Source organism: Caballeronia sp. LjRoot31 (genome assembly GCF_964253885.1).
In the GTDB taxonomy this organism is placed as follows: domain Bacteria; phylum Pseudomonadota; class Gammaproteobacteria; order Burkholderiales; family Burkholderiaceae; genus Caballeronia.
The window spans coordinates 540,398-553,822 of the sequence record NZ_CAXURX020000001.1 but is presented as its reverse complement, the minus strand read 5'-3'; the positions used below and the strand labels follow the sequence as shown (position 1 = coordinate 553,822).

Here is a 13,425-nt window from a genome sequence, read left to right as displayed (position 1 = left end):
AATAGCGTTTCAGTGAAGATCACACAGGCTGGCAGCAAGCGATTTCGGTTACCATCGCGCCCCTTTTAGCAGGCTGACATGAGCGAAAAATCAAGCGAAGGCACCCCCGGGGCATTCCGCGTAGCCGCGCTGCAAATGGTGAGCGCGCCGGATCGTGAGCGCAATATTGCGGAAGCGGGAAGGCTGATTGCCGAAGCCGCGCGGGACGGCGCGCAGCTTGTGCTGCTGCCGGAATATTTCTGCTACATGGGTTTCAAGGACACGGACAAGCTCGCGATCCGCGAAACGCCCGGGCACGGTCTGATCCAGCAGTTTCTGTCGGACGCGGCGCGCGAACATCGCGTGTGGGTGATCGGCGGGACCTTGCCGCTGGAATCGCCTGAAGCGGCGCGCGTGCTCAATACCACTCTGGTCTTCGATCCGTCCGGCAAGCAGGTTGCCCGCTACGACAAGATTCATCTCTTCAACTTCGAGAAAGGCACGGAATCCTTCGATGAAGCCCGCACGATCTGTCCGGGAACCGAAGTGCGTACGTTTGAAGCCCCGTTCGGACGCGTGGGGTTGTCGGTGTGTTACGACCTGCGGTTTCCCGAGCTTTACAGAAAAATGGGCGACTGCGCGTTGATGGTCGTGCCGTCCGCGTTCACGTACACAACCGGCGAGGCGCACTGGGAAACACTGCTCAAGGCGCGCGCAATCGAAAACCAATGCTACGTGCTGGCCGCCGCGCAAGGCGGCAAACACGAAAACGGCCGCCGGACATGGGGCCACAGCATGCTGATCGACCCGTGGGGCGAGATCGTAGCCTTGGTGGAAGAAGGTGCGGGCGTGGCAGCCGGAGCGATTGATGCCGCGCGTATTGCATCCGTCCGCCAAAGCCTTCCGGCTCTGCGGCATCGCGTTTTGGGCTAGCTTGTTTTTTCGGAGCCCCCCTCCATTTGGTCAGGGTGTGGCATAAATACTCCAACGTTAGAATGCGTTTAATCCCCCCAGACTTCGCCACAGGCAACGAATGAACATCATCGAACCCGGCATCCGAAATCTTGCCACCGCGAAAGAGATCCTGTTGACGCCCTACGGCCTCGACGAATCCACTATTACGCGCACGCTGGCCGAGATCTTCACGCACCGCGTGGACTACGCGGATCTCTATTTCCAGTCCACACGCAGCGAAGCGTGGAGCCTGGAAGAAGGCATCGTCAAATCGGGCAGCTTCAGCATCGATCAAGGTGTGGGCGTGCGCGCCGTATCGGGTGACCGGACGGCGTTTGCGTATTCGGACGACTTGTCGGCGGAATCCATTCGTCAGGCGGCGGTCGCCACGCGCGCGATTGCGAAGGCCGGCGGCGGCAAGCACAAGATCAAGTCGGCCAGCTCGCTGACCGGCGTGTTCGGCCGCGACCTGTATCTCCCGTCCGATCCGCTGACGTCGCTCGACGCCACCGCGAAGGTGAAGTTGCTCGAACGCGTGGAGAAGATGGCGCGTGGCCGCGATCCGCGCATCGTCCAGGTCATGGCGGGTCTTGCGGGTGAATACGACGTCGTGCTGGTCGCACGCAGCGACGGCGCGCTGGCCGCGGACATCCGGCCGCTGGTGCGCGTGTCCGTGACGGTAATCGCTGAAAAGGACGGCCGTCGCGAAATGGGCAGCGGCGGTGGTGGCGGACGTTACGACTACGCCTATTTCACCGACGAGATCCTGTCCCACTACGTCGATCAGGCCGTACACGCGGCGCTCGTGAATCTCGACGCGCGCCCTGCGCCTGCCGGTGCAATGACGGTCGTGCTCGGACCGGGCTGGCCCGGCGTGCTGCTGCACGAAGCCATCGGCCATGGGCTGGAAGGTGACTTCAACCGCAAGGGGTCGTCGGCGTTTGCGGGGCGTATAGGTGAACGGGTGGCGGCGAAGGGCGTGACGGTTGTCGACGACGGCACGCTGCCGAACCGGCGCGGTTCGTTGAATATCGACGACGAAGGCAATCCTACGCAGTGCACGACCTTGATCGAGGACGGCATTCTCAAGGGCTACATCCAGGATTCGCTGAATGCCCGTTTGATGAAGATGCCGGTGACGGGCAACGCCCGGCGCGAGTCTTACGCCGCCCTGCCCATGCCGCGCATGACCAACACGTACATGCTCAACGGCGACAAGGATCCGGCTGAAATCCTGGCATCGGTGAAAAATGGCTTGTACGCGGTGAATTTCGGCGGCGGCCAGGTCGACATCACCAACGGCAAGTTCGTGTTCTCCGCGTCCGAGGCGTACATGATCGAGAACGGCAAGATCACGTATCCGGTGAAGGGTGCAACGCTGATCGGCAGCGGCCCGGAATCGCTCAAGTACGTAACCATGATCGGCAACGACATGGCGCTCGACGGCGGCGTGGGCGTGTGCGGCAAGGAAGGCCAGAGCGTGCCGGTGGGCGTGGGTCAGCCAACCTTGCGAATTGAAAAGATGACAGTGGGCGGCACGGTTTGAACGCTTAGCCTTTTGGTCCGTGACTTTCCCGCGCCGCGCTTCGTGAAGCTTTCGAGCGCACTACGCGGGAAATCCGCATGAAACGCTCACGTTTAGTGCGGAAATCAGTGCTACAGCGCGGAATATCCGCATTTTGGCAGCTGACAACTTGCCAACCGCGCGTGTTTAAGGTTATAAAGCCAGACGTTCAATTTTTACCCAACGACCCAAACCATCATGTCCGCCAAGTTTTATTTTTACTTTTTTTGGCATCTCAAGCCGCTGGCGGATCGAGAGGGGTGAGTCGTTTGTGTAGAACCCAAGTTTCCCGAAAAACCGCCAGCGCAGCCTGGCGGTTTTTTTATGCCCACTTTTTTGACGACTTTTTGCACTGTCCCTGATCTGTCGGACGTATCGACAAACGAACACAGCATCAAAAACGCGTTCCTGGAGAACCAGCATGCCCCCGCACAACACCGACGATGTCCGAATTCGCGAATTGAAAGAACTCACGCCCCCTGCTCACCTGATCCGTGAGTTCGCCTGCGCCGAGCCGGTTTCGAACCTGATCTACAACTCCCGCCAGTCGATGCATCGCATCCTGCACGGCATGGAAGACCGCCTGATCGTGATCGTCGGACCATGCTCGATCCACGACACCAAAGCGGCTCTGGAATATGCGGGCCGTCTCGTCGAGGAGCGCAAGCGCTTTGCGGGCGAACTGGAAATCGTGATGCGGGTGTATTTCGAAAAGCCGCGTACGACGGTCGGCTGGAAAGGGTTGATCAACGACCCGTACATGGACAATAGCTTCAAGATCAACGACGGCCTGCGGACCGCGCGCGAATTGCTGCTGCGAATCAACGAACTGGGGTTGCCGGCCGGCACTGAATACCTCGACATGATCAGCCCGCAGTACATCGCCGACCTGATCTCGTGGGGTGCGATCGGTGCGCGGACAACGGAATCGCAAGTGCATCGCGAGCTGGCGTCGGGATTGTCGTGCCCGGTCGGTTTCAAGAACGGCACGGACGGCAACGTGAAGATTGCGGTTGACGCCATCAAGGCAGCGTCGCAGCCGCACCATTTCCTGTCGGTGACGAAGGGTGGCCATTCGGCCATCGTATCGACGGCTGGCAACGAAGACTGCCATATCATCCTGCGCGGCGGCAAAACGCCGAACTACGACGCGGAAAGCGTGAACGCCGCGTGCAACGACATCAGCAAGGCCGGGCTTGCCGCGCGCCTGATGATCGATGCGAGCCACGCGAACAGTTCGAAGAAACATGAGAACCAGATCCCGGTTTGCGCCGATATCGGCCGGCAGATTGCGGGTGGCGACGAACGGATTATCGGCGTGATGGTGGAGTCGAATCTGGTCGCGGGACGGCAGGATCTGAAGGAAGGCTGCGAGCTGACGTACGGGCAAAGCGTTACCGACGCGTGTATCGGTTGGGAAGACAGCCTGAACGTGCTGGAAGGGCTGGCGGACGCCGTGAAGCAGCGGCGCGTGGCGCGGGGGAATGGGAACTGATTGGCCTGAGCACGGGTTAAAAAAAGGCCGCCAATCCGGCGGCCTTTCCTTCAAACGCAAACGCCCTACGCCATCTCGCCGGAACCGTAGATCTCGGTACGCACCCGCGACTTCGATACCCCCGCCGCTATCAACGCATCCTGCTGCGCGCGCATGAAGGGCACAGGGCCGCACAAATAATAATCGGCGTCGGGGAGCAGGGTTTTATCGGCTATGTGGGCGAAATCCAGCCGCCCCGCGAAGTCGAAATCCGTTCCCGGGCGGTCGTCGGCGTGAGTGTTTTCATAGAACACGGCGCGCGACACGTTCGGATGTTTTGCAACAATCGCGTCCAGCCATCGGCCGAATGCATGCGTGCGGCCATTGCGGCACGCGTGAACAAACGATATCTGCCGCGTGCTGTCCTGAGCGGCGAGCGAAGCGAGCATCGACACCATCGGCGTAATACCTACGCCGCCGCTGATCAATACAACGGGCGTCGTCTTGGCTACGTCGAGCGTGAACTCGCCCATCGGTGCGCTGACCTCAACAATCCCTCCGACGTCCATCCCATCGTGCATGAGATTGGAAATGTATCCAGCCGGCTTATCCTGCGCCCGCTCGCGCTTCACCGAAATACGTAGCCACTGACCGTTCGGGGCATCGGAGAGCGTGTATTGACGCGGCTGGTCAACGCCGATCTCCTTCACGAACCGCTTCACGCTGACGTACTGACCCGGCTCGAAATGACAGACCGGACCGCCATCGGATGGCTTCAAATAAAACGACGTGATCTCGTCGCTTTCCTGTTCACGCCGAAACACCACAAACGGCCGGAAACCGCTCCACGCGGCTTGGGCATAAAGCCCCTTTTCCGCCCCGATCAAAATCTCCGCGAGTTGCGCGTAAGCGGCGCGCCAGGCGTTGAGCGTGGGTTCATCGACGGCATCACCCAGGACTTCGGATATGGCGGCCAGCAGATTTTCACCGACGATCGGATATTGCTCCGGCCGGATATTCAGGCTCACGTGCTTGTGGGCAATATGCGTGACGGCCGAACCGAGCGCGCCGAGGTTATCGATGTTCGCGGCATACGCGTACACCGCTCGCGCCAACGCCTGTGGCTGACTGGCGCTTTGCTGATGCGCCTGGTTGAACGCGTTTTTCAACTCGGGATGATGGGCGAACATCCGCTTGTAGAAGTGTTTGGTGATAGTCACGCCATGTTCGGCGAGCACGGGAGCGGTGGCTTTTACACGGGCAATCTGGTCGGCGGTCAAGGCTGTCATTCATGGGCTCCTTTAAAGATGTATTTATAATACATCTTTAAAGGAGCCAGACATCCGCGCGTTTTGTCGCAGCGATATAAGACGATGCTGATTGTGGCGCCGGCAGAGCAATCGGTGCCGGCCACGCCCTACCCTAGACCTTGCGTTCGTGATTCCACAACACGTCGGTTCCGCCATCCACACGATTCAGCACCCGCGCCAGCACGAACAGCAAATCGGATAACCGATTCACATACTGCCGCGGCGCCGCGTTGATCTTGTCCACCCGGCCGAGCGCAACAATCGATCGCTCCGCGCGCCGGCAAACCGTCCGCCCGACATGCGCAAGCGACGCCGCCCGCGATCCACCCGGCAGGATGAATTCCTTGAGCGGCGGCAAAGTCGCGTTGTACTCCGCAATCCATTCATCGATACGAGCAAGGTGCGACTTCTCGATCATCGAATGGCCGGGAATGCAGAGCTCGCCGCCGAGATCGAAGAGATCGTGCTGGATGGCCGACAACGCGGCGCGCACGTCGTCCGGCAGCGGTTCGCACAGCAGCACGCCAAGCTGCGAATTCAGTTCATCGACATCGCCGATCGCCGTGATCCGCGCGTCGTCCTTCTGCACGCGGCTGCCGTCGCCGAGGCCGGTCGTGCCGTCGTCACCGGTGCGCGTCGATATCTTGCTCAGGCGATTGCCCATGATGTTCTCCAGGTAACCCGGAACGCCGGTCAGCGCCCGCGATCATTATAGGCAGGGTGGGAGCATGGCCCGGAGCCCGGCTCGATCTAGGCTATCGGCGTAAAATGAGTAGATAAAACGCACGATTCCCGCATTTCGATGCGAAATGTCGTGCATCCCAACATCCCATCACACCGATGTCCGGAGACATGCCGTGAACCACCCCGTCCCCCCGCTCGCCGTCCGCCGCACCTTCCCCGCCGCCCTGCTCGACGCGCTGAAGGCCGCGTTCGCCGAACGCGTTTCCACCACCACGGCAGTCCGCGAACACCATGGCCGCGACGAATCGCCGTTCGATCCGCAACTGCCCGATGCCGTCGTTTTCGTGACCAGCACGGAAGAGGTCCAGACGGTGGTCCGGCTGTGCGCCGAACACAATGTCCCGGTCATTCCGTACGGCAACGGATCATCGCTGGAAGGGCATTTGCTGGCGGTTCAGGGCGGTGTATCGATCGATATGTCGGGCTTGAACCAGGTGTTGTCGATTGACGCCGAAGACCTGACGGTCACCGTCCAGCCGGGAATTTCGCGCAAGCAGTTGAACGAAGCGCTGAAGGACACCGGGTTGTTTTTTCCGATCGATCCCGGCGCGGATGCGAGTATTGGCGGGATGTCGGCGACGCGTGCGTCGGGTACGAACGCCGTGCGTTACGGCACGATGCGCGAGAACGTTCTGGGCCTCACCGTCGTGTTAGCCGATGGCCGCGTGATCAAGACCGGCACGCGGGCGCGCAAATCGTCGGCCGGGTACGACCTCACGCGCTTGTTCGTGGGCTCGGAAGGCACGCTCGGCGTGATCGTCGAAATCACCGTGCGGCTTTATCCGCAGCCGGAAGCGGTATCGGCGGCGGTGTGCGCATTTCCGTCGATGGGCGACGCCGTGCGCGCCACCATCGAAACCATTCAGATGGGCGTGCCCGTAGCGCGCGTCGAGTTCCTGGATTCGCTCGCCGTGCGCGCGATCAACCGGCATTCGAACCTCACTTTCCGCGAATCGCCCATGTTGTTCTTCGAATTCCATGGCACCGAAAGCAGCGTGAAGGAGCAGGCGGAAACGGTGCAGGAGATCGTTGCGCAAAATAATGGCACCGATTTCGAATGGGCAACACGCCCGGAAGACCGCAGCCGCCTGTGGAACGCGCGTCACAATGCCTATTTCGCAATGCTGCAACTGAAGCCCGGCTGTCGCGCCGTAACAACCGACGTCTGCGTACCAATCTCACGGCTCGCCGAATGTGTGATCGAAACGGAGCAGGACCTGAAGGCGAGCACGCTGCCCTGCCCGATCGTCGGCCATGTCGGCGACGGCAATTTTCACGTCGCCATGCTGCTCGATCCGGCCAAGCCCGAAGAATTCGAAGAGGCCGAGCGGATCAACCGCCGCATTGTGGAGCGCGCGCTGCGCATGGGCGGAACGTGTACCGGCGAGCACGGCGTGGGGCTGCACAAGATGGGTTTCATGATCGAGGAACATGGCGAGGACGCAATCAGCGTGATGCGCTCGATCAAACACGCGCTCGACCCGAAAAACCTGATGAACCCGGGCAAGATTTTCTCCTACGACGCTTGATCGAATGCGGGTCGGGCTGTGCTGCAGGTCCAGCGCGAACAACGCGCCGGCGCAAAAACATGCTCCGTCCCCGTAATTAGCCCGATCGACGGAAGGCACGCGCAGGTGCAAGATCAACGCTCTGCTTTTTGGAATGCTCCAGAGCACACACACCGCCGGGAGGGAACATGAACGCACCCGCCGAGCTAACGCCTGAAGTGCTGGCGCAGCGTCAGCGCGAAGTGGTCCAGGCATTGATGGCCGTGCTGCCGACGCATTGTCTGCTGTATCGCGAGGAAGACACGGCCGCTTACGAATGCGACGGACTCGCGGCGTACAGGCGGCTGCCGCTTGCCGTCGCGCTGCCCGAAACCGAAGCGCAGGTTCAGCGCGTCGTGCAGATCTGCGCGCGGCTCGATGTGCCTATCGTCCCGCGTGGCGCGGGCACGGGTTTGTCGGGTGGTGCCATGCCGATCCGGCATGGCATCGTGGTATCGCTTGCGCGCTTTCGCAAGATCGTAGAGGTCGACCCGTATGCGCGTACCGCAACGGTCCAGCCGGGCGTGCGCAATCTCGCCATATCCGAAGCCGCGGCTCCCTTTGGGCTCTATTACGCGCCCGATCCGTCATCGCAGATTGCATGCACGATCGGCGGCAATGTCAGCGAGAACTCCGGCGGGGTCCACTGCCTCAAGTACGGCCTGACGTGTCACAACGTGATGCGGGTACGCGCGGTATCGATGGAAGGCGACATCCTCGAATTCGGTTCGCTCGGTTTAGACGCGCCTGGGCTCGACCTGCTGGCGGTGCTGATCGGCAGCGAAGGCATGTTCGCCATCGTCACCGAGATCACCGTCAAGCTGATCCCCAAGCCACAAACTGCCCAGGTGATCATGGCGAGCTTCGACGACGTCATCAAGGGCGGCAACGCGGTCGCGGCGATCATCGCGGCCGGCATCATCCCCGCCGGGCTCGAGATGATGGATAAACCCGCGACACGCGCCGTGGAGGAGTTCGTGAAAGCGGGTTACGACCTCGACGCGAAGGCGATCCTGCTGTGCGAATCGGACGGCACACAAGACGAAGTCATGGAGGAAATCGTGCGGATGACGGCCGTGCTGCGCGAATTCGGCGCGAATCGCATCCAGATTTCGCGCTCGGAAGCCGAACGGCTGAAGTTCTGGTCCGGCCGCAAGAACGCGTTTCCGGCCGCCGGCCGTATCTCGCCTGATTATTACTGCATGGACGGCACCGTGCCGCGCCGCCAGATCGGGCCGCTGCTGGCGCGTATTGAAGAGATGGAAAAAAAGTACGCACTGCGTTGCATGAACGTGTTCCATGCCGGCGACGGCAACATGCATCCGCTGATCCTGTTCAACGGCAACGATCTGGACGAATGGCACCGGGCCGAGGCATTCGGTTCTGACATCCTGGAAACCTGCGTGGAATTGGGCGGCACGGTGACGGGCGAGCATGGCGTGGGTATCGAAAAGATCAACTCCATGTGCGTCCAGTTTTCCCCCGAAGAACGCGATACGTTTCACGCGATAAAACGCGCCTTCGATCCCCCGGGCCTGCTTAATCCCGACAAAGGCATCCCGACGCGTGCGCGTTGCGCCGAGTACGGGAAAATGCATATTCGCGGCGGCTTGCTGCCGCATCCCGAGATTCCACGCTTTTAGGCGGCGCTTCCAAACATTGCGTGTAGATAAATGTCCCTTTGAAGCATCGGCGGTGGTTGCAGGCGTTCGAGCCCGGACGGTATCCACGTTTATACGAGTGGCCGCGCGGGAACACGCCGATACACTGACCCAAGAGCCATAAAACGCGGGACACCATGACAGAGGAAGACATTGTCGCGAGCTGGTCGGAGCGCGTGCGCGCCGCGACGGCGAGCAACACCCCGCTAAGGATTCGCGGCGGCGGCACGAAGGATTGGTACGGCCAGACGCTGCAAGGCGAGATAGTCGATACGCGGGCGCATCGCGGGATTATCGAATATGACCCGGCCGAACTCGTGATCACCGCGAAGGCCGGCACGCCGCTCAGCGAGATCGAAGCGCGGCTGGACGAATGCGGCCAGATGCTGCCGTTCGAGCCGCCGCACTTCGGACCAAACGCTACGATCGGCGGCTGTATTGCAGCCGGACTCGCCGGCCCTCGGCGCGCGGCGACCGGCGCGGCGCGCGACTTCGTGCTCGGCGCCGTGGTAATGAACGGCCAGGGCCACGTGCTGCATTTCGGCGGTCAGGTGGTGAAGAACGTGGCGGGCTACGACGTCTCGCGGCTGCTTGCCGGTTCTCTCGGTACGCTGGGGATGATCCTGGAGGTATCGGTGAAAGTGCTGCCGAAACCCGTCGCCGAAGCCACGCTCAAGTTCGAGATGAACGACACGGACGCCGTGCGCAAACTCAACGAATGGAGCGGCCATCCGTTGCCGTTGACCGGCAGTGCGTGGCGCGGCCACACGCTCGCGTTGCGCCTGGGCGGCGCAGAAGCGGCGGTGAAAGCGGCGCGGACATCGTTGGGCGGGGAAGTGGTGGACGCCGTGGAAGCCGAGCGTTTCTGGCACGGTTTGCGCGAACAAACCGATCCGTTCTTCGCCGTGCTGCCGCCGAAGTGCGCTTTGTGGCGGCTGTCGCTGCCATCGATTGCCGAGCCGATGCACCTTCCCGGTCCGCACCTGATGGAATGGGGCGGCGCGCAACGCTGGTGGATCACCGACGCCGATCCGCAAACCGTGCGCATCAGCGCCAAGCAGGCCGGCGGCCACGCGACCATCTTCCGTTCGAGCGCGGCGTACGATCGCAAAGCGGGTGTCTTCACGCCCTTGCCCGCCCCGCTGATGAAGATTCATCGTGGCTTGAAAGCCGCATTCGATCCCGCGAGCATTTTCAATCGCGGCCGCCTCTACCCCGACTTCTGAACTGAAGACACACGCAATGCAAACCAACCTCGCCGACTTCATGCGCGATACCGCCGATGGCGAAGAAGCCGAGGCTATCCTGCGCAAGTGCGTGCATTGCGGATTCTGCACGGCGACGTGCCCGACCTACCAGATACTGGGCGATGAACTCGACGGCCCGCGTGGCCGGATCTATCTGATCAAGCAGATGCTGGAAGGCGCGCCCGTTACACGCAGCACGCAACTGCATCTGGACCGCTGCCTCACGTGCCGCAATTGCGAGACCACGTGCCCATCGGGCGTGCAATATGGACGGCTCGTGGAGATTGGCCGGAAGGTGGTGGAAGAAAAAGTGGAGCGGCCGTTCGGCCAGCGCGTCCAACGCAAACTGCTCGCCAACTTCCTGCCGAACAGCAAACTTTTCACGCCCGCGATGAAACTCGGCCAGCAATTCCGGCCGCTGTTGCCCAAAGCCTTGCGGACCAAGATTCCGGTTGCGCAACGGCCGCTCGAACCGCCGACCGGCACGCATGCGCGCAAGATGCTGATGCTCGCCGGCTGCGTCCAGCCCGCCATGATGCCGAACGTCAACATAGCAACTGCACGGGTGTTCGATGCGTTGGGCATTCAGATCCTGAGCGCGCCGGACGCCGGTTGCTGTGGCGCGATCCGCCTGCATCTCGGCTATAACGACGAAGCGCTGGACGACGTGCGCAACAACATCGACGCGTGGTGGCCGTATGTGGAAAGCGGCGTGGAGGCGATCGTGATGAACGCGTCCGGTTGCGGCGCGACGGTCAAGGAATACGCGCATTTGCTGCGCAATGATCCGGTCTACGCGGAGAAGGCGGCGCGGATTGTGGAGCTGACGCGCGACCTCGCGGAAATCCTGCCGCAGTACGAAGACGAACTGACGGCGATGGTCAGGCGTCGCGCGGTGCATACCGTCGCGTTTCATCCGCCGTGCACGCTGCAGCACGGCCAGCAGATTCGCGGCCACGTGGAGAACTTGCTGACGGCGCTGGGCATAGAAGTGCATCTTCCCGCCGATAACCATCTGTGCTGCGGCTCGGCCGGAACGTATTCGGTGCTGCAGCCGAAGCTCTCCTACGCGTTGCGCGACCAGAAACTGGACAAGCTCGAAAAGCTCGAGCCGCAGATGATCGTATCGGCGAATGTGGGTTGTATCGCGCATTTGCAGAGCGGCACGTCCACGCCCGTCGTGCACTGGATTCAACTGGTCGAACATCTGCTGTATGGCTAACGCTGGCGGGCGCCGGCTGTTTCGGCGCACCGCATCCGTATAATCGGACCTCTGCCTACTCACCTTGCGGCGTCCGATTCCATGTCCTCCTCTCATGTAGCCCGTCACCTCGACGAAGTCCGTCAGCGCATCGCGAAAGCGGCGGCTGATGCTTCGCGCGACGCGTCAGCGGTCACGTTGCTCGCGGTATCGAAGACCTTTCCTGCAGAAGATGTTCGCGCGGCTTTCGACGCAGGACAGCGTGCGTTCGGCGAAAACTACGTGCAGGAAGCGGTCGCGAAAATTGCCGAGCTGGCGGAGTTGCGCGGCGAGATCGAGTGGCATTTCATCGGACCGTTGCAATCGAACAAGACGAAAGTGGTCGCCGAGAATTTCGATTGGGTGCATTCGGTGGATCGGCTCAAGATTGCCGAGCGTTTGTCTGACCAGCGCGGCGACAATATGGCCGCGCTTAACGTCTGTCTGCAGGTGAACGTGAGCGGAGAGGCGTCGAAAAGCGGTGTAACGCCAGACGAAACGCTGGCGCTCGCGCGTGCCGTTGCCGCGCTTCCTCATCTACGGTTGCGCGGTTTGATGTCCATTCCCGAACCGGCCAGCACACTCGATGAACAACGCGCGCCGCATCGGCTTCTGCGTGAGCTCATGGACACATTGCGCGCGGACGGCCTTGAACTCGACACGCTTTCCATGGGAATGTCAGCGGATCTTGAAGCCGCCGTTCTCGAAGGCGCGACCATCGTTCGTATCGGCACGGCTATCTTCGGCACGCGTGATTACTCTCATTAACTCTTCTCGACCACGTCAACTTCATCATGAAAATTGCGTTTATCGGTGGCGGCAACATGGCATCCGCGCTTATTGGCGGTTTGATCAAGCGCGGCGTTGCGGCTGCGGATCTGTATGTCGTCGATCCTGGCGAGGAGGCGCGGCAACGCGTTGAAAAGCAGTTCGGTATTGCGACGGGCGTGGCGGTCGATTCGAAACTGGCGGACTACGACGCCATCCTGCTTGCCGTCAAACCGCAAGTGCTCAAGGACGTGGCAGCGGCCTTGCAGCCGGTGTTGTCGAAGCAACTGGTGATCAGTATTGCGGCTGGCATTCGTGCCGCCGATTTGTCGCGCTGGCTCGGCGGTTATACGCAAATCGTGCGCACCATGCCGAATACGCCGGCGCTGATCGGCATGGGCGTGACGGGGTTGGCCGCGTTGCCGGGTGTCGATAGTGCAGCGAAGGCGCTGGCATCGAAGGTACTGGAAGCGGTAGGTGAAATCGTCTGGTTCGACGACGAAGCGAAGATCGATGCCGTCACCGCCATTTCGGGCAGCGGTCCGGCGTACGTGTTCTATTTCATCGAAGCGATGCAGGAAGCGGCGCGCCAACTTGGCATGGACGAGGAGCAAGGGCGTGCGCTTGCTGTGGCTACGTTTACCGGCGCGGCGCAATTGGCAGCGCAATCGGGCGAACCAGCGAGCGTGTTGCGAGAACGCGTGACATCGAAAGGCGGCACGACAGCGGCCGCGCTCGCTTCCTTCGATGCACAGGGGGTTAAGGACGCAATCGTCCGCGGCGCGTTGGCGGCGGATGCACGGGCGAAGGCAATGGGCGAGGAGTTGGGGAAGGCTTGAAAAGCTGACATTCCGAGTCGGATGCAGGCCACAAAAAATGCCGTTGCGGAACTGCTCCGCAACGGCATTTTTTCGGCCTGCAAGCCGTTCTTCGAATC

Annotated in this window: 12 protein-coding genes; 9 read left to right on the top strand and 3 right to left on the bottom strand. The window is 61.4% G+C overall.

Going from position 1 to position 13,425, the window contains the following annotated elements:
- Positions 1–78 precede the first annotated feature (78 nt).
- A complete protein-coding gene (locus tag ACSQ8V_RS02415) occupies positions 79–912 on the top strand; it encodes a carbon-nitrogen hydrolase family protein (protein ID WP_436204782.1) in 834 nt (277 codons plus the stop codon).
- Positions 913–1,012: 100 nt separating this feature from the next.
- Positions 1,013–2,479, top strand: coding sequence for a metalloprotease TldD (gene tldD, locus ACSQ8V_RS02410; RefSeq protein ID WP_213765880.1), 1,467 nt, complete (start codon positions 1,013–1,015; stop codon positions 2,477–2,479).
- 171 nt (positions 2,480–2,650) lie between these two features.
- On the opposite strand, the gene ACSQ8V_RS02405 is transcribed toward tldD, so the two are convergent.
- Positions 2,651–2,920 (bottom strand): hypothetical protein, encoded by a 270-nt coding sequence (locus tag ACSQ8V_RS02405; RefSeq protein WP_436180762.1) that lies wholly within the window; start codon positions 2,918–2,920, stop codon positions 2,651–2,653.
- Between ACSQ8V_RS02405 and aroG the strand changes: the two genes are divergently transcribed.
- Complete coding sequence (gene aroG, locus ACSQ8V_RS02400; RefSeq protein WP_436204781.1) at positions 2,919–3,992, top strand: 3-deoxy-7-phosphoheptulonate synthase AroG; 1,074 nt, start codon at positions 2,919–2,921, stop codon at positions 3,990–3,992. The two genes, ACSQ8V_RS02405 and aroG, sit on opposite strands and share 2 nt — an antisense overlap.
- Positions 3,993–4,057: 65 nt before the next feature.
- Here aroG and hmpA read toward each other — a convergent pair whose 3' ends face one another.
- Together hmpA and ACSQ8V_RS02390 are read right to left on the bottom strand one after the other, a co-directional pair.
- Complete coding sequence (gene hmpA, locus ACSQ8V_RS02395; RefSeq protein ID WP_436204780.1) at positions 4,058–5,260, bottom strand: NO-inducible flavohemoprotein; 1,203 nt, start codon at positions 5,258–5,260, stop codon at positions 4,058–4,060.
- A 133-nt stretch (positions 5,261–5,393) separates the two neighbouring features.
- Entirely contained in the window at positions 5,394–5,945 is a 552-nt protein-coding gene (locus ACSQ8V_RS02390) for a cob(I)yrinic acid a,c-diamide adenosyltransferase (RefSeq protein WP_213765877.1), read from the bottom strand.
- A gap of 193 nt (positions 5,946–6,138) precedes the next feature.
- On the opposite strand from ACSQ8V_RS02390, the gene ACSQ8V_RS02385 reads away from it, so the two are divergent.
- The 6 genes from ACSQ8V_RS02385 to proC all read left to right on the top strand — a co-directional run bounded on the left by ACSQ8V_RS02385 (position 6,139) and on the right by proC (position 13,327).
- The gene (locus ACSQ8V_RS02385) at positions 6,139–7,554 is read left to right on the top strand and encodes an FAD-binding oxidoreductase (RefSeq protein ID WP_213765876.1); all 1,416 of its coding nucleotides are present in this window, start codon (positions 6,139–6,141) and stop codon (positions 7,552–7,554) included.
- Between the two features lie 167 nt (positions 7,555–7,721).
- Complete coding sequence (locus tag ACSQ8V_RS02380) at positions 7,722–9,215, top strand: FAD-linked oxidase C-terminal domain-containing protein (RefSeq protein ID WP_213765875.1); 1,494 nt, start codon at positions 7,722–7,724, stop codon at positions 9,213–9,215.
- 155 nt (positions 9,216–9,370) lie between these two features.
- On the top strand, positions 9,371–10,459 hold the full coding sequence (gene glcE, locus ACSQ8V_RS02375) for a glycolate oxidase subunit GlcE (protein ID WP_213765874.1): 1,089 nt from the start codon (positions 9,371–9,373) through the stop codon (positions 10,457–10,459).
- A 16-nt stretch (positions 10,460–10,475) separates the two neighbouring features.
- Positions 10,476–11,702 (top strand): glycolate oxidase subunit GlcF, encoded by a 1,227-nt coding sequence (gene glcF / locus ACSQ8V_RS02370; protein ID WP_436204779.1) that lies wholly within the window; start codon positions 10,476–10,478, stop codon positions 11,700–11,702.
- Positions 11,703–11,783: 81 nt separating this feature from the next.
- On the top strand, positions 11,784–12,488 hold the full coding sequence (locus tag ACSQ8V_RS02365; RefSeq protein WP_436204778.1) for a YggS family pyridoxal phosphate-dependent enzyme: 705 nt from the start codon (positions 11,784–11,786) through the stop codon (positions 12,486–12,488).
- Positions 12,489–12,514: 26 nt separating this feature from the next.
- Positions 12,515–13,327 (top strand): pyrroline-5-carboxylate reductase, encoded by an 813-nt coding sequence (proC, locus tag ACSQ8V_RS02360; RefSeq protein ID WP_436180757.1) that lies wholly within the window; start codon positions 12,515–12,517, stop codon positions 13,325–13,327.
- The last annotated feature ends 98 nt before the right edge of the window (positions 13,328–13,425 follow it).